Origin of the sequence: Phyllobacterium sp. (assembly GCF_037994425.1) — a bacterium.
Classification (GTDB): Bacteria; Pseudomonadota; Alphaproteobacteria; order Rhizobiales; family Rhizobiaceae; genus Phyllobacterium.
On sequence record NZ_JBBNAM010000402.1, the window covers coordinates 38,455 to 60,230 of the forward strand.

A 21,776-nucleotide genomic window follows, 5' to 3' on the forward strand; every position below is an offset into this window, starting at 1 on the left:
GATCAGCCCCGCGGCTTGCTGCCACGTGGTGGTCGGGAGCCACCTGGACCACCAGGCCCGCGCCGTCCGCCGCTCCCCGATGAATCGCCGCGCGGCTTGCCTCCGCCATAGGGACGATCGCCGCTCTTGGCTGAACCGCGTGTTGGCTTGCCGCTTGTGCCATAGGGACGATCCGAGCGGTCCTGTCGTTCGGACTGAAACGGCTTGTCGCCGCGCGCCTCGCGCTCTTTCAACTCGGCGCGTTCGCGCTTGCCGACGCGCGGCGGCCGAGCCGGACGCTCGCCCTCCGAACGACCGGAGTCGAACGCACGTTTTGGCCTTTCCGAGCCCGAATCGTCACTGGAAAACGGCCGAGGCGAATAAGGACGACGCTTCTCGCCGCCACCCGGGCGGCTTCCGAACGAGCGTTCCTCGCCCGGTCGCTCATCGCGCGAACGCGGCGCACTTTCGCCAAAACGTCGTGGCTTTTCGCCTCGGCTCTCGCCGCGCTTCTCTTCCGCTCTTGCCTTGGGCTTGCCAAGGGGGCGGGCGCCCGGCGCCATCCAGACATTGGCCGTACGACCAGCACGCGACGGAATTTCTTCTTCGTTTCCGCCGCGACGAGCCCTCGGAGCTGCAGCACGCGGCGAACGCGGTTTGCGGTCCTCGTCGCGGGGGGCGCGAACCGGCCGTTCGCTGCGATCGGTGGTCAGGCGCGACAGGGATTCCTCGCGCTTCTCATCGGCGGACTTGCGTGGCGGGCGCCGCTTGGCGACGGGAGCGCTCGATATCCACTCGGACGACCCGCGTGTCGGGCGCTCGCGGGCATCACTCATCGGCTGCGCCAACTCGCCCTTCACTGCCTCGTTTGAGAAAACGTTGATGATGGGCGCGTCGAAATCGGCTCCCGATTCCTCGATCAAGCGTTCACCGAGCTGATCGCGCAGCGTGCGACCCTTCATCTCGCGCACGGCGCCTTCCGGCAGATCGCTCAGCTGGAACGGTCCATAGGAAATGCGGATCAGGCGGTTCACCGAAAGACCCAGCGCGCCGAGTACATTCTTGACTTCACGGTTCTTGCCTTCCCTGAGGCCAACCATGATCCACACGTTGGAGCCCTGTTCACGCTCGAGCGTCGCTTCGATCGCTCCGTAGAACACGCCGTCGACCGCGATTCCATCCTTCAGCGCATTGAGCTTTTCCTGCGTGATCGATCCATGGGCGCGCACGCGGTAGCGGCGCAGCCAACCGGTCGATGGCAATTCGAGCGCCCGCGACAGCCCGCCATCATTCGTCAGGAGCAAGAGGCCCTCAGTGTTGATATCGAGACGGCCAACGGAAAGAACCCGTGGCATATCCTTCGGCAGCGATTCAAACACGGTCTGGCGGCCTTCTGGATCGCGATTGGTCGTCACGAGGCCGGCGGGCTTGTGGTAAAGCCAGAGGCGGGTGCGCTCCTTTTCGGGCAGCGGCTTGCCATCCACTTCGATCCGGTCGCTGCGCTTGACGTTGATTGCAGGGCTGTCGAGGCGCCGGCCGTTGACGGAAACGCGGCCCGCGGCGATCATCGTTTCGGCTTCACGGCGGGAGGCTATGCCCGCCCGCGCCAGACGCTTGGCAATGCGCTCGCCCTCTTCCGCGGCGGCGGGAGCGTCATCGAATTTGCGCGGAACGGCGCGTCCGCCACGGGCAGGACCAGCCGATTTCTTGTCGAAGCTGCGCTTTGCAAAGGGGCGTTTGCCGCCCTTGTCATTGTCATTTGAACTTGTCATGGAGTTAAGCCTTTCAGCAGGGCTCACTACCAGCTATGAGGTTTGCTTGCGAGCAAATTCTGGACGGCGGCGCGGCGTGAACCAAAAAACTGACCCCATGGGCCTGGCATTGGCTGAAGCGAGACGCGCGGAGACGCGCGGCGAAGTTCCGATTGGCGCAGTGCTGGTCAAGGACGGGACGATCCTCGCAAGCGCCGGCAATCGCACGCGCGAGATGAGCGATCCGACAGCCCACGCCGAGATGCTGGTCATCCGCGAGGCCTGTCATATCCTCGACAACGAGCGGCTTACAGGCTGCGACCTATACGTGACGCTCGAACCTTGCACCATGTGCGCCGCGGCGATCTCTTTCGCCCGCATCAGGCGCCTCTATTATGGTGCGCAGGACATCAAAGGTGGCGGCGTCGAGAACGGCGCACGGTTCTATAACCAGCCCACCTGTCTCCATGCACCCGAAGTCTATCCGGGCTTCAGGGAGCAGGAAGCCGAAGATATGCTCAAGGCTTTTTTCCGTACCAAGCGGCTTTAAATCTAGTTTGCGGGTTCCCTGATCTTCGCCGAAAAGTCCGGCGCGTTATCGGCCGCCAAAGCCCGCTGATTGATCGAAGCCTCCCTGATAACCTGATCCAGCGGTTTTGAGTGATCGATCGACCCGAGATCGTAAAGATAGCCTGGAAGATATCCAGAAAACACGATGCGATAGTCGAGCGGAATCCCCGGTGCCAACGCCCGGGCCATGCTGAAGATGACCGTGGTGCAGTTTGCGGTTATCGTATTGTAGAATTTTGCCGTCGTCGCCAGATGGTTGGAGCTGTCGAGATAAGACAGGAATAGCGCCTGGCGCGTCTCCGGACTGAGGTTGATCTGATAGCGATAGACGTCTTCCTTGCGTACGTTCGTGCGCAAGCGGATAATATCCCGCTCGTCCGCAGCAATCATCGCGAGTTCGAACTCCTTGAAGAAGCCACCAATCTCCGAGAACTGCTCATGCCGTTCCTTGCGAATCTCGGCTGAAAAGACCACGTGCTCGCCATTGTTGAAGCCGAAACTGACCAATGTGTGCGCGATCGCCGGATTGGACCAGTAAGAGAGGAACACGTCCGCGGTGGCAAGGTCGTCGAGCCTATAAGTGCGGACTTCCCAGCGCGGCGTATAGTCAGTGGTCGTGCGCCACTCAAAATTGCGGACATTCGAAAGCGTCACGTAATTGCCGCTAAGCGTGCCGGTTGCAGTTTGGGCGACATCATCTGCCCATATCCGGTTGAGCGATGGCTTGATCGTGCTCCACCAATAACCGAGCCCCACCATGACCGGAATCAGTACGATCAATGCGCGCCAGACGCGGTTCTTGAACTCGAGCCAGAGTACGGCAAAGGCGATTGCCAACCATAGGATGAGGCTGCCTATCGTCGCAGCCACGCCAAAGGGCAGCTGATACCAAAGCGCCAGCCCGCCCCAAAGAAACGCCAGCAATGTCATAAGGATAAGGAGGACAAGTCCAAGAAATCGCAGGATGAACAATTGTTGCGGTCCTCGATTGGAAGGAAACACGATCCATCCCTTATAAACGAAAACGGCGGATCGAGGCATCCACCGTTTCAGCAATCCGTTTCAACAATATGAACGATGCAACCCCAACGGGCAGAGCCCCTAGGCGCACCTACGCGCGGATGCTCAATCGTTCACTTGAGTAAAATCAATTCCAGGGGATGAGGTTGCTCCAGCTGAAGCCCTTATTCTTGCGGGCGGCGGCCTTGCGCTCGCGTTCCTTCTTGGCCTCGTCTTCGCCAAGCTGGTCGGATGCGGCCGTTGCCGCCGGCTGGCGATATTCAACCGGCGGCTCGCTCAGATAGCGGCGGTTAGTCGGCGATCCGGCAGTCGAAGCCATCTTACGGGCACGGAAATCCGCGCCTACGTCGGTCTTGTTGCCCTGGTTCGCCGGAACCTTGTCGTTGAAGAAGCCATATTCGGTTCTGTTGCTGGCCGACTTCGCGGACACCGGATCCGGAGCAACTTCCGGAACGAATTCGGGGTTGTTCTGGTTGGCTGTTGCCGTATCGCGGATACGCTTCTGGCGCTGTTCCGGGGATTCCGGCCAAGCCGGATTGCCGGCGGTCTCGACTGCATCCTGCGGGGCAGGCAATTGCATCGGCTTGCCCGAGGCGGGTCGAACAAGTTCGGGGCGCGGATTGTAGGCGATCTGGTTGCGCTTCTTCGGACCCAAGGCGGCCATGTTGGAGACGTCATCGAGAAGCTGGGTGCCCGCAGTCTTGTCAGTACCATAGGTGGGTGACGAGACGCAGCCGCCAAGCGCCAGTGCGCCGACCATTGCACCAAGAACCGTTATGCGTCCGTTCAAATTCATCCTTGCAACTTTCCAGAGATAAGCCGGGCAGCATATCTGCCAATCAATTTTGCTTGATCAAAGCCCTGCCCCAGAAATCAGGCAGTTCAATGGCAGCCTTTTATATGAGACCGGATGTATTTAGCAAGCCAACAGAAATCTCAAGCAGATCAATGGCGGGGAACTTGTCTCCCCGCCATTTATACATCAGGCAACCAGCCTGCCGAGCCTGGCCAATTCATGCAGCGCAGCCGCGTCACGGGCTGAAACGTGCGGGTACGCAGAATCGGAACCGACATCGTGCGTATAACGCCACGAGCGTGCGCATTTGGTGCCTGATGCGCGTGCTGGCACGACTGCGGCTCCCTTGACGTCGTCGGTGACAAAAGCATCGGCAGGTCCGGCCTCGCCCCTGATCGTGATCGCGCTGGTGATGCAGATCTCGGCCATGTCGACGTCCGTGACCGCAGCGAGCAATTCCGGATCGGCGATATAGACAATGGGCGCAGCCTCGAGCGACGAGCCGATGCGTTTGTCAGCGCGTTCTAGTTCGAGAGCGCCGGTCACGACGCGGCGCACATCCTTTACCTTGCGCCACTTCGCGGCAAGATCGTCGTTCCTCCACTCGGCTGGCGTCGCACGGAATTGTTCCAGATGCACCGAAACGGCGTCCTTGTGGAGATCGAGCCATGCCTCTTCCATGGTGAAGGGCAGCATTGGAGCAAGCCATGTGACGATGCGATCGAAAAGATGCCGTACGACCTGCAACGCCGCCTTGCGCCTGACACTTGAAGGGGCATCGCAGTAAAGCGCATCTTTGCGGATGTCGAAATAAAACGCAGATAACTCGACATTCATGAAATCGATCAAGGCGCGCGTGATACGCTTGAATTCGAAACCGTCATAGCCCGCGCGAACAACTTCATCCAGTTCGGCAAGGCGATGCAGCATCAGCATTTCAAGTTCCGGCATGTCCGCATAGGCAATCTCGTCGCCTTCGTCATGGGCGAGCGTGCCGAGCATCCAGCGAATCGTGTTGCGCAGCTTGCGATAGGCATCGATGTTCGTCTGGATGATGTTCTTGCCGAGACGCTGGTCTTCCCAGTAGTCCGTGGTCATGACCCAGAGGCGCAGAATGTCGGCGCCCGAATCCTTGATCACGTCCTGCGGCGTTACTGTATTGCCGAGGGACTTCGACATCTTGCGGCCTTCCTCGTCCATGGTGAAGCCATGAGTGACGAGCGTATTGTAAGGTGCGCGGCCGCGTGTGCCGCAGCTTTCGAGCAGCGATGAGTGGAACCAGCCCCGGTGCTGGTCGGAACCCTCGAGATAGACATCGGCGGGCCACTTCAAGTCTGGCCGGTCTTCGAGCGTAAAGACATGCGTCGACCCTGAGTCGAACCAGACATCGAGGATGTCCGTCACCCGAGTCCACGGCTCGTTGGCCCTTTTTCCGAGGAAGCGCTCGCGCGCGCCTTCGGCAAACCAGGCGTCGGCGCCCTCTTCCTCGAACGCCGCGAGGATACGGGCATTGACCGCGTCGTCCTTCAGGACGTTGCCGTTTTCATCGGCAAAGACGCAGATGGGCACGCCCCAGGCGCGCTGGCGCGACAGAACCCAATCGGGACGATCCTCGATCATGGCGCGCAGGCGGTTCTGGCCGCCTGCCGGAACGAAGCGCGTCTCGTCGATTGCGGCAAGTGCGCGCGATCGCAAGGTCGTCAGGTCGCCGAGGTCTTTGTCCATGTAGACGAACCATTGCGGCGTGTTGCGGAAGATGACCGGCTTCTTGGAGCGCCACGAGTGCGGATAACTGTGTTTGAGGCGACCGCGCGCAAAGAGGGCATCGCGCGCGATGAGTTCTTCGATGACCGACTTGTTGGCATCGCCCTTCTTGCCGTTGTCGTCGATAACGCGAGCGGCACCGCCTTCGCGGTCCGGACCGAAGCCGGGTGCGTCCTTGGTGTAGAAGCCTGCATCGTCCACGGTGAACGGGATCGCCGCAGAGATTCCGCGAGCCTCGAGTTCGCGGCTTGCGTTCATCCATGCATCGAAGTCCTCGCGGCCATGACTGGGCGCGGTATGCACAAAGCCAGTACCGGCATCATCGGTGACGTGATCGCCGACAAGCACCGGCACGGCAAAATCATAGCCGCCGCCGAAGCCATGGAGCGGGTGGGCAAGCGTCATCGCAGCTAGCTCATCGGCCGTGATCGTGCGCAGTCGCTTGAAGGTCAACTTGGCCTTCACCGCCGATTCCTCGGCAAGCGCATCGGCAAAGATCAGCTTCTCGCCGGGACGCGGGCCAAAATCGTTCTCCGCCGCCGCTACTTCGTAGAGCCCATAGGCGACGCGCGGCGAGAAAGCCACGGCCCGATTGCCCGGGATCGTCCACGGCGTGGTCGTCCAGATGACCACATGGGCCGAACCGAGGTCGCCAGAGCCACTGTCGACGGGGAATTTCACCCACACCATATCGCTCTCGATATCCTGATACTCAACCTCCGCCTCAGCAAGCGCGGTGCGCTCCACCACCGACCACATGACCGGTTTAGAACCACGGTAGAGTTGCCCGGACATGGCGAACTTCAGTAACTCGCCCGCGATGCGGCTTTCCGCATGGAAGGCCATCGTCGTATAGGGATTATCGAAATCGCCCTCGATGCCTAGCCGCTTGAATTCGCCGGACTGAACCTTGATCCAGTGGGTTGCGAACTCGCGGCATTCCTTGCGGAACTCGTTGATCGGCACATCGTCCTTGTTCTTGCCCTTGGCGCGATATTGCTCCTCGATCTTCCATTCGATCGGCAGGCCGTGACAGTCCCAGCCCGGAACGTAGTTGGAGTCAAAGCCCCGCATCTGGAACGAGCGTGTGATCACATCCTTGAGGATTTTGTTGAGCGCGTGGCCTATGTGGATGTTGCCGTTGGCATAGGGAGGACCATCATGCAGGACGTAGCGCGGGCGATCCTTCGCGTCTTCGCGCAGCTTCCTGTAAAGATCGAGGTCTTGCCAGCGCCTGACAAACTCCGGTTCCTTCGCAGGCAAGCCGGCACGCATGGGAAAATCCGTCTGCGGCAGATAAAGTGTCTTCGAATAGTCAAGTGTCGTGGACGTGTCGGTCATTTTTCCAACTTGTATAAGGCCCGCGCGTCATCGCGGCAGGCAGGGATTTCAGCAATCACATTGAAGCGCAATGGCGCTATCCCGGACCTTCCGCACCACGAAGCCGAAGCTTCAGGAACGCGGAAAGGCCGGGCCAGTAATTCGTATCGCCAAAACAGGTATGGACCTTGCGCAGGGCCGGCAAACGCTTTTCATGACCGCGCTTTTATCAATCACTGCCCGCGGAATAAAGAGGCAGGCGCGATAATCTTCGCGCCGCGCCTGTCCCTATCCTCAGAGCGAGAAGTCGAAGCGATAAGTTGCCTGAAGGCCGAAGGTCGCCTGATTGGGCGAGCCGCGCTCCTTCACGAGGCTCGAATCTGCCGCCGGACCCATCAAACGGTTATATTCGGCAAAGGCACTGGTCGTGATTTTGTCGGTGGTCTGCCAAGTAATCTGACCGCCGATGCCGAGCGAATTCAGCCCGCCGCCCGGCGAATATTGCTTGAGGCCCGATGCCGCGGACTCGCTGGCATTCACCCCGTAATATTCCCTGAAATAGTCCTTCGTTGCCACCGTCGCGCGGGGACCCGCCGAAACCCGGACGGTATCGGTCAGATTCGTGAAGGCGTCGATGGCGAAATCGGCGACAACGCCATCATGCGCGCCAATACCGCGGCGAACCTCCACACGGCCCCGAACGTTCTCGGTGGGGTAGAATTCGGCGAAACCGCCCAGTTCGACACCCCAGTCGACATCGTTCAGGCCCTTCAGTTCATCGTAGTCGCTGGAGTCGCGACCGGTAATGAGCTTGCCGGTGACGCCGGCGCGGAATACGCCCGTGTCGATGAAGCCGATCGACGCATTATCATTCAGCGAAGAAAACTTGAGCGAACTGCCGGGACGGCCCATGGAAATAACAGGCGCCGCGCGCAGCTTGTAGTCCGTTGCTCCTTCATAGTTCGGTGCGACAAATCCTTTCGCACCAAGGGTTATGTACCAGTCACCGGACCACCAATGGTCATCGCGTGAACTCGCCTGGGTCTGATTGTCGGAATAATATTCATCGGCGAAAGCAGTCGTCGAAACTGAAAGTACTATTGCGCTCGCAAGAGCGCTAACAAGACGAATAGACATGAAATAACTCCAGGAGCCTGTCTGGGAAGGTGGCAAGCGTATATGCGTAGCTAATCGGGCGATAGATAAAATTGCATTGATCAACATGGTAAACAATTTACCAAATCGCCGTCTTAGCTAAATGGGAAAGCAAGAAATGCCTCTGTCGCCTCAGCCCTTTGCGATAGCGCCGCGAGAGCGCGGTAGTCACCGGCCGCAATGACGTCCGGCAACATCTCACTGGTAAACCGGAAAGCCACGGCGCTGGTGATGTCCGCCTGGAGCGGACGATCCCCAAAGATCCAAGAGCTTTCCTGATCGATTTCAGCTTCGAGCAGCCGCAAGGCCTCCGCAAGCTGGCCATGCACCCGGTCGAGCCAGGGCTGATGCCGCTTTTCCGAGGGCCGCAAACTATGCTCGTAAACGATCTGTATGCTCTTTTCGCAAGCGGCGAGCGCGAGGCCGATGATCCGCTGCGCGTGCGTAAAGTGCTCGATCTTTGCGGGTGAGAGTCCAAGCTCCGGCGCGGCGATGCGCGCGGCATACTCCAGAATAAGGTTGGAATCCATGAGCACGACGCCCTGTTCCGTCACAAGGGTGGGCGCTTTTACGACCGGATTGATTTCGGCAAAGGCGACGAAGGTGCTGAAGACTGAAACGGATTCGTGGGAGAACGGCAGGTCCAGCATTTTCAATGAAATCGCAACCCGCCGCACATAGGGCGAATCCAGCATGCCGATCAATCGCATCATTGGTCACTGCTCCTGCTGATTTAAAACGATCCTGCCACATTCAATCGAAATTGATCTTCTGGTCGAGCGGAGAGAGTGGCTTGACGCCCTGAAGAAGCGCTCGCGCTTCTTCCTCGTCACGCCGGATCTGTTGCATCATCGGCTCGAGGCCATCGAATTTTTCCTCGCCACGCAGATAGCCAAAGAACGAAACGGCACAGGTCTCGCCGTAAAGATCGCCGTTGAAGTCGAACACATAGGTTTCGAGCAAAGGCTCCCCGTTGGTATCCACCGTGGGCCTGCGGCCAAAGCTGGCAACGCCGTCATAGAGCGTGCCGTCGGCGCGGCGGAACCGCACGGCATAGATTCCGTGCTTCAAATGGATTTCGGGCGGAAGCACCATATTGGCTGTCGGAAAGCCAATCGTGCGACCGAGTTGCTTTCCGCCAATGACAGTGGCGCGAATGCGATGCCTGTAGCCAAGGAGCCCGGCCGCCTCGACGACTTCGCCTGCGCCAAAAAGCTCGCGGATGCGGCTCGAGGAAATTGCCTGTCCGCCCTCGTCGCCGAAGGCATCGACGAGCGTCACATGGAAACCACGCTGTTCGCCGGCAGCCATCAAAAACGCTGGACCGCCTTGCCTGCCCTTGCCGAAATGGAAGTCAAAGCCGGCAACGATACGGCTCGCGCCCAGGCCGTCGACGAGTATTCGGTCGACGAAGTTATCTGCCGTCAATTGCGAAAACGCCGCGGTGAAATGGCATTCCACGACTGCATCGAATCCGAGCGCTTGCAGGATGGACGCCTTCTCGGCGGCGGGTGTCAGCCTGTCAACCGGCTGGTCGGGAACGAATACGCTGCGGGGATGCGGTTCGAACGTCAGCACCAGCGATGGCTTTCCTTCCGCCTGCGCCGTCTCCAGCGCCCGCTCCAGCACGGCCTGATGTCCGCGATGCACGCCGTCGAAATTGCCGATGGCAACGACAGCGCCCTTGAGCTTGTCAGGCAGGTGGGACGGATCATTCAGACGCAGGATCGACATTTCTCTTCTCACGCCAAGGCGGGCATCGTCGCAACGGGATTGCTGCCATGCTTTGCAAGAAATGCCAGCAGTTTTTCTAGGTCCTGAACGCCGCCCATCACGTAGTCGCCCGCATGGATTCCTCCCGATATATAGAGCGCATCGATCTCGAAAAGGTCAGCGCCCTTGATATCTGTCAGCATGCCGTCGCCGATGGCAAGAACCCTCGAACGTTCGACGGGCAAGCCGCGCACGTCTTCCGCCGCCGCAATGGCCGCCTCGTAGATGGGGCGATGCGGCTTGCCGGCGATGAGCGTGCGACCGCCAAGTTGCCCATAGTCGCGGGCCAGCGCCCCGGCGCACCAGATCAGGCGATCGCCGCGCTCGACGACGATATCCGGGTTGGCGCAAATGAACGGCAGATTGCGCGAGCGAAAGCGCACCAGCATATCGGCATAATCTTCTGGCGTTTCCGTTTCGTCATCGAAAAAGCCGGTGCAGACGACGACATCGGCTTCGCGCTCCTCGACCAGTTCGATGTCGAGGCCATCATAGAGCGTTTCATCCCGCTCAGGTCCGAGATGAAATACACGGCGTGGAGCATTGCGGATCAGTTCTCGGGTTACGTCACCCGACGTGACGATCCGGTCATAGGCGGATTGAGGCACGCCCAGCGCATGGATTTGCTCGGCAACGCCGGCAAAGGGACGCGGTGCATTTGTGATGAGAACCACTGTAAGCCCGGCTTGCCTTGCCCGTTGCAAGGCGGCGGAGGCAGGCGCGAAGGAATCTACGCCATTGTGGAGGACGCCCCAGACATCACACAGCAGCACGTCGTAACGATCTATCAAGGCGTCGATGCGCTGCAAATGTATCATGTCGGTCATGCCAATCCTTTTGAGCGAGAATGCTTTGCGACAAAGGTCCAAGATTGCCTTCGATTAGCTGATCGCCACCAACGTGTCACGCCGGTTGCGCGTGAAATGTTCGCACAGCAGGCTTCAAACCTTGGCTGGCGAGCGCATAATCGCCGTTGACACAGCATTCATTCGCGTCTATCAAACACATGAATACATATTTATATGTTTGCTAAAGGTTCGATAATGTCACACGACCATGCCGGCCACGATCACACGCCCAAGGTTACTGCCGACAATGAGATGAAGACGCTCATAGCGTTCACAATCACGTTTGCGTTCATGATCGTCGAGGTCGTGGGCGGCTTTATGTCGGGCTCGCTCGCCCTGATTGCGGATGCCGGCCACATGCTCACAGATGCGGGCGCTCTGGCGCTGGCCTATTTCGCCTTCCGGTTTGGCAGACGAGCCGCCGATGAAAAGCGGACCTTCGGCTATCTGCGCTTTGAGGTCATTGCTGGCCTCATCAACGCGGTGGCGCTCTTCGCCATCCTTATCTGGATCGCGTATGAAGCCTTCAACCGCTTCCGCAATCCCGGCGAAGTTCTGGCTGGACCCATGTTGATCGTCGCCACCATTGGCCTACTCGTCAACATGCTGGTCTTCTGGATACTGACGCGGGGCGGCGATACCGAGCACGTCAACATCAAAGGCGCCGTGCTACACGTATTGGGGGATCTCCTCGGCTCGGTCGGCACGATTGTCGCTGCCATTGTAATTTATTATACGGGCTGGACCCCGATCGATCCGATCCTGTCCGTCTTCGTCTGCCTTCTGATCCTGCGCAGTGCCTGGGCGCTCCTTCGCAACTCGCTGCACGTTCTCCTTGAAGGCGCCCGGACAATGCAACGCCGGAAGCGATCGAACAGCACCTGCAGCAAACGGTATCCGGCCTTGCCGCAGTTTCCCACGTTCACGTCTGGATGATTACCTCGGGCAAACCGCTTGCAACATTGCATGTGCGCCCGACGCCCGACACGGATCCGCGCCTCCTGGTCAAACAGGTCGAAGCCGAGCTTGTTAAGAAATTCGCCATTGCGCACTCGACCATCGCCATCGACTGGCCGGAGGATGCGCCGGGCGATTGTTGCCTTGGCAGCGAAGTCGAGGACGATCATGATCACGACCACTCCGGCCACGGGCACGGAGAAGCTGATCATGATCACGGCCAACACGATCACGCGGCGCACGCCCACAGCCATGCGGGGCACAAACATTGACTGGAAATCCGCCTGCCGCGCCTGAACTGACGGTGCTCGCCGAAACCTTTCGCCTGCTCGGCGACCCGACACGCTTGCGCATCCTGTTTTTCTGTCTCGAGGAGCCGAGGTCAGTAGGCGATATCGCCGCCAGCCTGGATCTCTCGCAATCGCTCGTCAGCCATCATCTTAGATTGTTGCGTGGTGCGCGCCTGGTACGCGGCAACCGGCAGGCCAAACAGATCTTCTACGAACTCGCCGACAAGCATGTCAGCGACATGCTCGTCGATATGGCGCACCACGTCGGTGAAGAGACCACCGACGATTGACGTGGGTTGAACAGGCTCTGCTCCCGTTCGCACCGTAATAATCAAGCCTTGCAGGTAAAGCTCGAAGGCGTCAGCGACAGTCTCCTTCCAGCCTTCGGTGCGGTAACATCGGCGCTGCCGCCATCGTGGAACACGCGCGTCTTATCGCCTCCAACGCTGCGGGTTTCTGCCTTTTCAGTTGACCATCCTGTCACCCAACATCGACTTCAAAGCCGCCGGCGCCGTTTTCAAAAAATGTAATATTCATATATGATAGCTTCATTCATTGGCGCTGCATGTGCAAAAGATATGTGGCAGGATTTTTGTACGATACGTCATTGGCATTTCACATTTGGATGCGAGAAGAGGGATTACCTTAGTTTTCCGTCGTTCCAACAACTGCTCGCAGCAATTTTCAATGATGCTTTCACTTGACTCTTCAAGCCCACCCCACTATCTCGGCTCCCAGTTAGCACTCACCCCACACGAGTGCTAATAACGCGAATGGCCTACCGTTCGCGACATCGTTTTGACACCAACATCAAGGGTTCTAACCATGGCCAAAACCAAGTTCCGCCCGCTTCATGACCGCGTCGTCGTACGCCGCGTCGAATCCGAAGCAAAGACTGCTGGCGGCATCATCATTCCGGATACTGCCAAGGAAAAGCCGCAGGAAGGCGAAGTCATCGCCGTAGGCACCGGTGCTCGTGACGAGTCCGGCAAACTCGTACCGCTCGATGTCAAGGCAGGCGACCTGATCCTGTTCGGCAAGTGGTCCGGCACGGAAGTCAAGATCGGCGGCGAAGACCTGCTGATCATGAAGGAATCCGACATTCTGGGCATCCTCGGCTAATCGCCGGGCATCCCGCAATCTACGAATTTAAATCAAACCGGGTTCAATCCCAGGAGAGATAAAATGGCTGCCAAAGAAGTCAAATTCAGCCGCGACGCGCGTGAGCGCATGCTGCGCGGCGTCAATATCCTTGCAGACGCTGTCAAGGTTACGCTTGGTCCGAAGGGCCGTAACGTTGTCATCGACAAGTCCTTCGGCGCTCCGCGCATCACCAAGGACGGTGTGACTGTTGCCAAGGAAATCGAACTTGAAGACAAGTTCGAGAACATGGGCGCACAGATGGTTCGTGAAGTCGCTTCGAAGACGAACGACATTGCCGGCGACGGCACCACGACTGCAACTGTTCTGGCCCAGGCTATCGTTCAGGAAGGCGGCAAGGCTGTTGCTGCTGGCATGAACCCGATGGATCTGAAGCGCGGCATCGACCTTGCCGTTGCTGAAGTCGTCAAGCAGCTCGGCAAGAGCGCCAAGAAGATCAAGACCTCGGAAGAAGTTGCGCAGGTTGGCACCATCTCTGCCAACGGCGAATCCGAAATCGGTGAAATGATCGCCAAGGCGATGCAGAAGGTTGGCAACGAAGGCGTTATCACGGTTGAAGAAGCCAAGACCGCTGACACCGAGCTTGAAGTCGTCGAAGGCATGCAGTTCGACCGCGGCTACCTGTCGCCATACTTCGTCACCAACCCTGAAAAGATGGTTGCTGACCTCGAAGACGCATACATTCTTCTCCACGAGAAGAAGCTCTCGAACCTTCAGGCCCTCCTGCCGGTTCTCGAAGCTGTCGTGCAGACCTCGAAGCCCCTCGTCATCATCTCCGAAGACGTCGAAGGCGAAGCCCTGGCAACCCTCGTCGTCAACAAGCTGCGCGGCGGCCTGAAGATTGCTGCTGTCAAGGCTCCTGGCTTCGGCGATCGCCGCAAGGCCATGCTGGAAGACATCGCCATCCTTACCGGTGGTCAGGTGATTTCCGAGGATCTCGGCATCAAGCTCGAAAGCGTTACGCTCGACATGCTCGGCCGCGCCAAGAAGGTGTCGATCACCAAGGAAAACACCACGATCGTTGACGGCAATGGCAAGAAGGGCGAAATCAACGCCCGCGTTGGCCAGATCAAGCAGCAGATCGAAGAAACCACTTCCGACTATGACCGTGAGAAGCTGCAGGAACGTCTTGCCAAGCTCGCTGGCGGTGTTGCCGTTATCCGCGTTGGCGGTGCAACGGAAGTTGAAGTGAAGGAAAAGAAGGACCGCGTCGACGACGCCCTCAACGCAACCCGTGCGGCTGTTGAAGAAGGTATCGTTCCTGGCGGCGGTGTTGCACTCCTGCGTGCATCGGCTGGTCTTACCCTCAAGGGTGCCAATGCCGATCAGGACGCCGGCATCAACATCGTTCGTCGCGCACTGCAGGCTCCGGCTCGCCAGATCGCTACCAACGCAGGTGATGAAGCTTCGATCGTTGTCGGCAAGATCCTCGACAACAAGAAGGAAACCTACGGCTACAACGCTGCAAACGGCGAGTATGGCGATCTGATCGCGCTCGGCATCGTCGACCCGGTCAAGGTCGTTCGCACGGCCCTGCAGGATGCTGCATCGGTAGCTGGCCTTCTCGTCACGACCGAAGCCATGATTGCTGAAGCTCCGAAGAAAGAATCAGCTGCTCCTGCAATGCCAGGCGGCGGCATGGGCGGTATGGGCGGTATGGATTTCTAAGAAGTCCTGTCCCAGCGACATACGGAAAAGGCGGGTTTCGACCCGCCTTTTTTGTTTCGTTCAGATGGAGTTTAGCTTTACGCGCTCTTCCAGTTTCGCCGCGTTCTCCTTGCGCTCGCTATAGCGGTTGGTTAGGTAGGATGATGCGGCGCGTGTCAAAAGTGTAAATTTTACCAATTTCTCCATCACGTCGACAACCCGGTCGTAATAGGAAGACGGCTTCATCCGCCCGGCCTCGTCAAATTCCTGGTAGGCTTTGGCGACTGACGATTGGTTGGGGATGGTAATCATCCGCATCCAGCGTCCCAGAACCCGCATCTGGTTTACGGCGTTGAAAGACTGCGAACCGCCGGAAACCTGCATGACTGCAAGCGTCCGCCCCTGGGTCGGGCGGATCGACCCCAAGGCAAGTGGATCCAGTCAATCTGTGATTTCATCACGCCGGACATCGCGCCGTGCCGCTCGGGACTGACCCAGACCTGTCCTTCCGACCAAAGCGAGAGTTCACGAAGTTCCTGGACTTTGGGGTGATCGACCGGCGCTCCATCGGGGAGCGGTAGACCGGAAGGATCGAACACTCGCGTATCTGCCCCAAAGGCTTTCAACAGGCGCTCAGCCTCTCGCGCGAGAAACCGGCTATAGGATCGTTCGCGAAGCGAACCATAGAGGAGAAGGATACGCGGTGAATGATCTGAGAACGGGACGGACAGCTTTGCCCTATCGACCGCATCGAAGCATCCACTGTCAACGTTAGGGAGGTCACGCACGGCCCTTTCCCTTCGACATTATAACCTTGCCATCCTCCTTGGTGAATTGTTCCGTGGGATTGTCCAGTAATTCCAGTACCAGTTCAGACGACGGCACAGCTTCGTCCCCTTAGGAGTAACGACAATCGGACGGTTCAAGAGGATCGGATGCTCACCGATAAAACCGATGAGTTGGTCATCGCTCCATTTCGGATCCTTCAGGTTGAGCTCAGCAAAGGGCGTTCCCTTCTCACGCAGAAGACTACGAATATTGCCGCCCATCGCTGCGACCAGTTCCATCAGCTTCTTCCGGTCCGGCGGCGTTTTCAAATAATTGACGACCTCGGGTTCTTCGCCGCTCTGGCGGATCATTTCGAGGACATTGCGCGACGTGGCACAGGCAGGATTATGATAAATCGTGATAGTCATCGGGACACACTCTCGGGTTTCAGTTTACCGCTCACGGCCGAGCCGCGTTCGTACCAGTCCTTGCTGCGATTGACGATCCACACGACTGAAAGCATGGCCGGCACTTCGATCAGCACGCCGACAACCGTGGCGAGCGCTGCTCCCGACGTGAAACCGAAGAGGCTGATGGCGGCGGCAACTGCCAATTCAAATAAGTTGCTGGCGCCGATCAGCGCCGAGGGACCGGCAACACAATGCTGCTCGCCCGCGAGGCGATTGAGCAGATAGGCCAGGCCGGAATTGAAGTAGACCTGAATGAGGATCGGAACAGAGAGTAATGCGATGACCAGCGGCTGTGCAATGATCTGATCGCCTTGAAAGCCAAACAAAAGAACAAGCGTGGCGAGAAGTGCAATCAAGGAATATAGGGCTGGATCACTTTCAGAACATCGTCCAGAGCACCTCTTCTCACGCCCAGGATATGGCTCCGAAGGATCTGCGCTACGATGACGGGTGTAACGATGTAGAGGATGACGGAGATGACCAGCGTGTCCCATGGCACCGCAATGGATGATAGCCCGAGCAGCAGACCGACCACTGGCGCGAAAGCCACGATCATGATGGCATCGTTCAGCGCCACCTGGCTCAAGGTAAAATTAGGTTCCCCTCTTGTTAGGTTCGACCAGACGAAAACCATGGCCGTGCACGGTGCCGCGGCAAGAATGATCAGACCGCCGATATAGGACTCGATCTGCGTCTGCGGCAGGTAGGGCCTGAAAAGCCAACCGATGAACAGCCAGGCGAGAAGCGCCATGGAAAATGGCTTTACGGCCCAGTTGATGAAAAGCGTGACGCTTATGCCGCGCCAGAACCGCCCTACTCCTCTCAAAGCTGCGAAATCGACCCGGAGTAGCATCGGGATGATCATCAACCAGATCAACGCGGCAATGGGGATGTTGACCTTGGCGATCTCTGCCGATCCGACCGCTTGAAAAAAGCCCGGTATCAGGTGGCCGAGTCCGATGCCGGCAATGATACAGAGGCTAACCCAAAGGGTTAGATAACGTTCGAAAACGGACATGATCAGACGGTCTGGGCCTTGGAGGACGTTGATCCATCGAGCGCGGCGATATCGTGCAGATGCGCGTGTAAAGACATGTGATCGATCGATGCAAGCGGCAGATTGAGAAACGCCATGATCCGGTTTTTCAGATAGCGCGCCGCTGTGGAGAACGCCGCCTCCTTTTCGATGTCGGTGCCTTCGACGAGCGCGGGATCCTCGATCCCCCAATGGGCGGTCGTGGGATGACCTGGCCAAACAGGGCATGACTCTCCTGCAGCATCGTCACAGACCGTGAAAATGAAATCCATCCGCGGGGCGCCGGGTGCCGCAAAGCCATCCCAGCTTTTCGAGCTCAATCCCTCGTTCGGATAGCCCATGGCTTCCAGAACTTTCAGAGCCATCGGGTTTACCTTTCCCTTGGGCTGACTTCCGGCAGAGTAAGCCTTGAATCGGCCCTTGCCCTCGGCATTTAAGATGGATTCTGCAAGGATCGAACGGGCTGAATTGCCTGTGCACAAGAACAGGACGTTATAAGCGTCAGGCATTACAGCAGGCTCCGGATGTTGTGTTGAGACACGACAATGACTGCAGCAGAGGCGCACAGATCTCGGGCCGCCCTCCGCAACAGTCCTCAAGCAGGAAGGCGATGAGATCACGCATCGCAGCGTAGTCCGCGCGGTAGATGACGTTCCGGCCATCCCGTGCCGCGTTTATCAATCCGGATCGAGCAAGAATGGCAAGATTCGTCGAGGTGGTGTTTTGCCGTCCGCATATGGCCTCTGCAATTTCACCCGCAGCTAGCCCTTTGTCTCCTGCCTTGATGAGCAAGCGGAAGATATCCAGCCTTGTGGATTGTGAAATGGCGCCAAGCGCTTCAAGTGCATTATTAATATCCATATATCTAGAAAACCAGATTTATTGAAATACGTCAAGCCTCCTTACATCAGCGAATAAAGTGCTATTCAGCAGCGTCCGCGAACCGCGGATGATCGCCCTTCCCGGCGTGGGCGGTGTCAAACCGGGCACGCGCTTCGGCGACGCGCTGTTCATTGCGGATCGCCCAATCACCAAGGGCACGGACTGGCACGAGCAGGTCGCGGCCGAGATCGGTGAGTTCATAATCGACGCGCGGCGGGATGCTTGGATATACGGTGCGCGTAACAAAACCGTCGCGCTCCAACCCGCGCAGCGTGCTTGTCAGCATCTTCTGCGAAATGCCATTGATCGTCCGCTTCAACTCATTGAAGCGCATCGATTTATTGCCGAGGTAATTGACAACGAGAACGGTCCATTTGTCGCCAACGCGTGCCAAAATGTGGTTAACCGCAGTGCACGCGGAGGTTACTTGAAAGTGATCTAGTTTCACAAAAGTGCCTCCTTGTAGGCGTTCCAAACAGTCACTTATATAGCGCCGGGCACTATTAGTTACCATCCCCCAAGACGAAGGATTTCCGACCATGTCCAAGACCAAGATCGCCGTTGTCGTCGGCAGTACCCGCATCGGCCGTTTTGCAGAATTTCCTGCCAAGTGGATTGCCGATGTCGCGGCGCAGCGCGGCGATGTCGAGGTGGAGATCATCGATCTCCTTGACTATCCAATGAATTTCTTTGGCGAAGAGCGCACCACCAACGCCCAGAATGAAACCGCCGAACGCTGGAAGAAGAAGCTGCGCGAATTTGACGGTTTCGTCTTTACCGTCGCCGAATACAATCACGGCCCAACCGCCGTCCTGAAGAACGCCATCGACCTCGGTGACTTCATCCAGAAGCCCGTCGCCCTCGTTGGTTACGGCGGTGTCGGCGGTGCGCGTGCCATCGAGCACCTTCGCCTCATCTTTGTGGAAATGGGGTCCGCTTCCGTAAAGACCGGCGTCCATATCGCTTATCCTGAGTATCTCACCGTCATCAAGGGCGAAAAGAAGCTCGGCGATTACGCGCATCTCAACGAAGCCGCGACCAACCAGCTCGACCAGCTCGTCTGGTGGGCAAATGCCTTGAAGGCCGCCCGCGCCGCCTGATCGACTGGCGGGCGGTCGTACGGCGATCGCCCACCTGGCTCACCCGGAGGACTATCGTCATGCCGTCACTCGTTCTGATCAGCCATTTACTCTGCCCCTACGTTCAGCGTGCGGCCATTGCGCTCGCCGAAAAAGGAGTTCCTTTCGAGAAGATCTACATCGACCTTGCAGCCAAGCCCGATTGGTTCCTCAAGATTTCACCGCTCGGCAAGGTGCCACTGCTGAGTGTCCCGCAGGCCAATGGCGGCGAGGCGATCCTGTTTGAGAGTTCCGTTATTGCTGAATACATCGACGAATCGCAGCCTGGACCGAAACTTCATCCGGCCGATGCGTTGGTGCGGGCGCGCCATCGCGGCTGGATGGAATACGGATCCTCGATCCTTTCCGACATTTGGGGCCTGGAGACGACCAAGGATGCCGCGGTTTTCGAGGAAAAGCGCAAGGTGATCACCGAAAAGTTCGGTCGCATCGAAGAGGTACTTGGCGACGGTCCGTACTTCGCCGGTTCAAGCTTCAGTCTTGTCGATGCGGTTTTTGCCCCGGTCTTCCGCTATTTCGATACCTTCGATGCGATCACGGATCTGGGTGTGATTACCAATTATCCGAAAGTGCGTGCTTGGCGTGAAGCGCTTGCAGCGCGACCAAGCGTTCGCAAGGCGGTGACGCCGGAATATCCGCAGTTGTTGCGGGCATTCCTGGAAAGGTACGACGCCTACATCTTGAGGCTTGGGCGCTGATCCGCCAGCTATTTATCTGACCATACGGCAAGCTCATATCCATCCGGGTCGGCGAAGTGAAAGCGCCGGCCGCCGGGAAAGTTGAAAACAGGCCTGGTGATCTTGCCTCCGGCTTGCTCGACCTGCTTGAGGGTTCCTTGAAGATCCTCGGCGAAAAGAATGATGAGGGCGCCGCCCGGATGTGGCTTGCCTTCAGTCGTGAAGCCACCTTTGAGATGACCGTCGGAAAACTCGCAATAGCTTGGACCATATTCCGTGAATGTCCAGCCGAAGGCATCGCCATAGAAACGACGCGCAGCGCCAATATCGCTGACACTGAATTCGACATAGTCGATACACTTGTCCCTGCCTGGACTGGCCATTGTCTTCATCCTATCAGTTGTGCTTCGAGCAAATCCTTGAGTGCGTTGAGATCGCGCTTAACCCAGGCAGCGTCCGCATTGAATTTTTCGTCGTCCATGCCCGGCAGACGAAAGAGCGTGAAAATGAGCTCGCTCTCATCGCCGTTTGGCACCACCCTAAGCGGGATATAGACCACCTCTCCCGTCTCGGTGATTACCCAATGGTCGAGGACGCCAACTTCGTTCTTTGGCGCAAAGCGCAATCTGAGTTTGCCCGCGGGTCCATCGGCCAGCCATTCGTCGCCGGATTTCTGCAGGCCTGATGTCAGGCCAGAGGCCCATTGCGGCAGATTTTCTGGGACGCTTACATAGTCATATATATCCTTCCAGTTGCGCCCGATTGAAATCTGAAGGGTCCTCGCTTCATGCGTAACCATGCTTGTCCTCCCCAAATTGCGGATACCAAGTTTATGCGCCTAACGACTTTCTGTCTTGAACAAAACGGCCACTCACGCCGCGAGGTGCTGCAGGAGCGCCGAAGGAGAAAGACCTGAAAGGGATTTGGCCTCGCGGCTCAAATGGGCCTGGTCGGCATAGTTCGCGTCGAATGCCAGAGCGCCAATTCCGCCTTGCGGCTCGCGCCTGCCGAGCCTGAGGAACTTCTGGAATCGGAGGATGCGCTCCAATGTCTTCGGCCCATAACCGAAATTATGCAGAAACTGCCGACGTAAGGTGCGCTCGCTCACATTCAGCATCGACGTCAGATCGGCAATCGCCACATTATCTTGCGAGTGCTTAAGCTTGTCGAAGGCAGCACTAATGGCCCTGTCGGGCGATGTTATGCCCGGAGCGATATCCGACAGGGCAGCTTCAAGGCGTGCGGTGGCGTCACGGATTGTCGTGGCCGCATCAAGCCTTTCGGCGAGAGCGTCGGCGCGCGTTCCCCATAATTCGGAGAGATCAACGCGCAGGTTGACGAGTTCGGAAACTTGGAGGCCGAGCCACCTGCTTGCGGCGCCGGGAGCAAAGCGAACGCCGACGATATCCTTCAGCGAACCATCGACGATGTGCGGGGTCGTGTCGGGTCCCGCAACAGTAAGCTTGCCCTCCGACCATAGAATGTCCACGCAGCCATCCGGAAAAACCGCGACCGGCGCCATCGCTTGGTGGACACCCGCGTGGTTCCAGGTGCAGAGGAAATGCGGCCGAAGCGCCACCATCGGCGAGAACTCGCGATAGTGTCCGGCGGTATGCGCAGGAATGGGTTTAGTGCCTGACTGTTTCACGCGCCGCATCGCTAATGTTGATTGATCATAAGCGCTTAATCGATTTTATCCGAAAGCCCGGCGAATTCCAGACCAACATTCCATCGCCAAACCTTGCCTCCCGGGGAGCTTCGCAGTAGTGCTCT

20 protein-coding genes and 4 pseudogenes are annotated in these 21,776 nt (G+C 58.1%); 7 read left to right on the top strand and 17 right to left on the bottom strand.

What is annotated here, in order from left to right; all coding sequences use genetic code 11:
- Positions 1-2: 2 nt before the first annotated feature.
- Complete coding sequence (locus AAAB35_RS26590) at positions 3-1,751, bottom strand: pseudouridine synthase (RefSeq protein ID WP_340671338.1); 1,749 nt, start codon at positions 1,749-1,751, stop codon at positions 3-5.
- Between the two features lie 97 nt (positions 1,752-1,848).
- On the opposite strand from AAAB35_RS26590, the gene AAAB35_RS26595 reads away from it, so the two are divergent.
- Positions 1,849-2,280 (top strand): nucleoside deaminase, encoded by a 432-nt coding sequence (locus AAAB35_RS26595; RefSeq protein ID WP_340671373.1) that lies wholly within the window; start codon positions 1,849-1,851, stop codon positions 2,278-2,280.
- 2 nt (positions 2,281-2,282) lie between these two features.
- On the opposite strand, the gene AAAB35_RS26600 is transcribed toward AAAB35_RS26595, so the two are convergent.
- From AAAB35_RS26600 to AAAB35_RS26630, 7 genes are all read right to left on the bottom strand, one after another.
- A complete protein-coding gene (locus AAAB35_RS26600) occupies positions 2,283-3,272 on the bottom strand; it encodes a DUF4105 domain-containing protein (RefSeq protein WP_340671339.1) in 990 nt (329 codons plus the stop codon).
- 175 nt (positions 3,273-3,447) lie between these two features.
- Positions 3,448-4,116, bottom strand: coding sequence for a hypothetical protein (locus AAAB35_RS26605; RefSeq protein WP_340671340.1), 669 nt, complete (start codon positions 4,114-4,116; stop codon positions 3,448-3,450).
- Positions 4,117-4,302: 186 nt separating this feature from the next.
- A complete protein-coding gene (gene ileS, locus AAAB35_RS26610; protein ID WP_340671341.1) occupies positions 4,303-7,221 on the bottom strand; it encodes an isoleucine--tRNA ligase in 2,919 nt (972 codons plus the stop codon).
- 273 nt (positions 7,222-7,494) lie between these two features.
- Positions 7,495-8,337 (bottom strand): MipA/OmpV family protein, encoded by an 843-nt coding sequence (locus AAAB35_RS26615; protein ID WP_340671342.1) that lies wholly within the window; start codon positions 8,335-8,337, stop codon positions 7,495-7,497.
- A gap of 113 nt (positions 8,338-8,450) precedes the next feature.
- Entirely contained in the window at positions 8,451-9,068 is a 618-nt protein-coding gene (locus tag AAAB35_RS26620; RefSeq protein ID WP_340671343.1) for a glutathione S-transferase, read from the bottom strand.
- Positions 9,069-9,108: 40 nt separating this feature from the next.
- Positions 9,109-10,089: a bifunctional riboflavin kinase/FAD synthetase gene (locus AAAB35_RS26625; RefSeq protein ID WP_340671344.1), complete on the bottom strand. Its 981-nt coding sequence runs from the start codon at positions 10,087-10,089 to the stop codon at positions 9,109-9,111.
- Positions 10,090-10,097: 8 nt separating this feature from the next.
- The gene (locus tag AAAB35_RS26630) at positions 10,098-10,946 is read right to left on the bottom strand and encodes a TIGR01459 family HAD-type hydrolase (protein ID WP_340671374.1); all 849 of its coding nucleotides are present in this window, start codon (positions 10,944-10,946) and stop codon (positions 10,098-10,100) included.
- Between the two features lie 225 nt (positions 10,947-11,171).
- Here AAAB35_RS26630 and AAAB35_RS26635 point away from each other — a divergent pair.
- The 4 genes and pseudogenes from AAAB35_RS26635 (at position 11,172) to groL (ending at position 15,052) form a co-directional block, all read left to right on the top strand.
- A pseudogene (locus tag AAAB35_RS26635) lies at positions 11,172-12,205 on the top strand (cation diffusion facilitator family transporter).
- Positions 12,202-12,513, top strand: a complete 312-nt coding sequence (locus tag AAAB35_RS26640; protein WP_340671345.1) for a metalloregulator ArsR/SmtB family transcription factor — start codon at positions 12,202-12,204, stop codon at positions 12,511-12,513. Before AAAB35_RS26635 ends, AAAB35_RS26640 begins: the two are co-directional and overlap by 4 nt.
- A gap of 535 nt (positions 12,514-13,048) precedes the next feature.
- Entirely contained in the window at positions 13,049-13,345 is a 297-nt protein-coding gene (gene groES, locus AAAB35_RS26645) for a co-chaperone GroES (RefSeq protein WP_340671346.1), read from the top strand.
- Between the two features lie 63 nt (positions 13,346-13,408).
- Positions 13,409-15,052, top strand: a complete 1,644-nt coding sequence (gene groL, locus AAAB35_RS26650; RefSeq protein ID WP_340671347.1) for a chaperonin GroEL — start codon at positions 13,409-13,411, stop codon at positions 15,050-15,052.
- Positions 15,053-15,112: 60 nt separating this feature from the next.
- Here groL and arsH read toward each other — a convergent pair.
- From arsH to AAAB35_RS26680, 6 genes and pseudogenes are all read right to left on the bottom strand, one after another.
- Positions 15,113-15,762: pseudogene (gene arsH / locus AAAB35_RS26655) on the bottom strand (arsenical resistance protein ArsH).
- 49 nt (positions 15,763-15,811) lie between these two features.
- Positions 15,812-16,227 (bottom strand): annotated as a pseudogene (gene arsC / locus AAAB35_RS26660) (arsenate reductase (glutaredoxin)).
- Positions 16,224-17,287: pseudogene (gene arsB, locus AAAB35_RS26665) on the bottom strand (ACR3 family arsenite efflux transporter). Before arsB ends, arsC begins: the two co-directional pseudogenes overlap by 4 nt.
- Before the next feature lie 2 nt (positions 17,288-17,289).
- Positions 17,290-17,814 carry an arsenate reductase ArsC gene (locus tag AAAB35_RS26670; protein ID WP_340671348.1) on the bottom strand — a complete coding sequence of 175 codons (525 nt, stop codon included), beginning with the start codon at positions 17,812-17,814 and terminating at the stop codon, positions 17,290-17,292.
- Positions 17,807-18,166, bottom strand: coding sequence for a metalloregulator ArsR/SmtB family transcription factor (locus AAAB35_RS26675; RefSeq protein WP_340671349.1), 360 nt, complete (start codon positions 18,164-18,166; stop codon positions 17,807-17,809). Before AAAB35_RS26675 ends, AAAB35_RS26670 begins: the two co-directional genes overlap by 8 nt.
- 61 nt (positions 18,167-18,227) lie before the next feature.
- Complete coding sequence (locus AAAB35_RS26680; protein ID WP_340671350.1) at positions 18,228-18,635, bottom strand: helix-turn-helix domain-containing protein; 408 nt, start codon at positions 18,633-18,635, stop codon at positions 18,228-18,230.
- A gap of 91 nt (positions 18,636-18,726) precedes the next feature.
- On the opposite strand from AAAB35_RS26680, the gene AAAB35_RS26685 reads away from it, so the two are divergent.
- Positions 18,727-19,287 carry an NAD(P)H-dependent oxidoreductase gene (locus AAAB35_RS26685; protein WP_340671351.1) on the top strand — a complete coding sequence of 187 codons (561 nt, stop codon included), beginning with the start codon at positions 18,727-18,729 and terminating at the stop codon, positions 19,285-19,287.
- A gap of 59 nt (positions 19,288-19,346) precedes the next feature.
- On the top strand, positions 19,347-20,024 hold the full coding sequence (locus AAAB35_RS26690) for a glutathione S-transferase family protein (RefSeq protein ID WP_340671352.1): 678 nt from the start codon (positions 19,347-19,349) through the stop codon (positions 20,022-20,024).
- Between the two features lie 8 nt (positions 20,025-20,032).
- Here AAAB35_RS26690 and AAAB35_RS26695 read toward each other — a convergent pair whose 3' ends face one another.
- The 3 genes from AAAB35_RS26695 to AAAB35_RS26705 all read right to left on the bottom strand — a co-directional run bounded on the left by AAAB35_RS26695 (position 20,033) and on the right by AAAB35_RS26705 (position 21,651).
- Positions 20,033-20,386 (bottom strand): VOC family protein, encoded by a 354-nt coding sequence (locus AAAB35_RS26695; protein WP_340671353.1) that lies wholly within the window; start codon positions 20,384-20,386, stop codon positions 20,033-20,035.
- 5 nt (positions 20,387-20,391) lie between these two features.
- Positions 20,392-20,802 (bottom strand): SRPBCC family protein, encoded by a 411-nt coding sequence (locus AAAB35_RS26700; protein WP_340671354.1) that lies wholly within the window; start codon positions 20,800-20,802, stop codon positions 20,392-20,394.
- 72 nt (positions 20,803-20,874) lie between these two features.
- Positions 20,875-21,651, bottom strand: a complete 777-nt coding sequence (locus tag AAAB35_RS26705; RefSeq protein ID WP_340671355.1) for a helix-turn-helix domain-containing protein — start codon at positions 21,649-21,651, stop codon at positions 20,875-20,877.
- Between the last annotated feature and the right edge of the window lie 125 nt (positions 21,652-21,776).

What these genes read in the sequence shown, in the direction of transcription:
- ileS (WP_340671341.1), bottom strand. Translation starts at nt 7,221, where the DNA reads ATGACCGACACGTCCACGACACTTGACTATTCGAAGACACTTTATCTG.
- AAAB35_RS26590 (WP_340671338.1), bottom strand. Translation starts at nt 1,751, where the DNA reads ATGACAAGTTCAAATGACAATGACAAGGGCGGCAAACGCCCCTTTGCA.
- AAAB35_RS26595 (WP_340671373.1), top strand. Translation starts at nt 1,849, where the DNA reads ATGGGCCTGGCATTGGCTGAAGCGAGACGCGCGGAGACGCGCGGCGAA.
- AAAB35_RS26675 (WP_340671349.1), bottom strand. Translation starts at nt 18,166, where the DNA reads ATGGATATTAATAATGCACTTGAAGCGCTTGGCGCCATTTCACAATCC.
- AAAB35_RS26615 (WP_340671342.1), bottom strand. Translation starts at nt 8,337, where the DNA reads ATGTCTATTCGTCTTGTTAGCGCTCTTGCGAGCGCAATAGTACTTTCA.
- AAAB35_RS26700 (WP_340671354.1), bottom strand. Translation starts at nt 20,802, where the DNA reads ATGGTTACGCATGAAGCGAGGACCCTTCAGATTTCAATCGGGCGCAAC.
- AAAB35_RS26620 (WP_340671343.1), bottom strand. Translation starts at nt 9,068, where the DNA reads ATGATGCGATTGATCGGCATGCTGGATTCGCCCTATGTGCGGCGGGTT.
- groL (WP_340671347.1), top strand. Translation starts at nt 13,409, where the DNA reads ATGGCTGCCAAAGAAGTCAAATTCAGCCGCGACGCGCGTGAGCGCATG.
- AAAB35_RS26670 (WP_340671348.1), bottom strand. Translation starts at nt 17,814, where the DNA reads ATGCCTGACGCTTATAACGTCCTGTTCTTGTGCACAGGCAATTCAGCC.
- AAAB35_RS26625 (WP_340671344.1), bottom strand. Translation starts at nt 10,089, where the DNA reads ATGTCGATCCTGCGTCTGAATGATCCGTCCCACCTGCCTGACAAGCTC.
- AAAB35_RS26690 (WP_340671352.1), top strand. Translation starts at nt 19,347, where the DNA reads ATGCCGTCACTCGTTCTGATCAGCCATTTACTCTGCCCCTACGTTCAG.
- groES (WP_340671346.1), top strand. Translation starts at nt 13,049, where the DNA reads ATGGCCAAAACCAAGTTCCGCCCGCTTCATGACCGCGTCGTCGTACGC.
- AAAB35_RS26605 (WP_340671340.1), bottom strand. Translation starts at nt 4,116, where the DNA reads ATGAATTTGAACGGACGCATAACGGTTCTTGGTGCAATGGTCGGCGCA.
- AAAB35_RS26695 (WP_340671353.1), bottom strand. Translation starts at nt 20,386, where the DNA reads ATGGCCAGTCCAGGCAGGGACAAGTGTATCGACTATGTCGAATTCAGT.
- AAAB35_RS26685 (WP_340671351.1), top strand. Translation starts at nt 18,727, where the DNA reads ATGTCCAAGACCAAGATCGCCGTTGTCGTCGGCAGTACCCGCATCGGC.
- AAAB35_RS26630 (WP_340671374.1), bottom strand. Translation starts at nt 10,946, where the DNA reads ATGATACATTTGCAGCGCATCGACGCCTTGATAGATCGTTACGACGTG.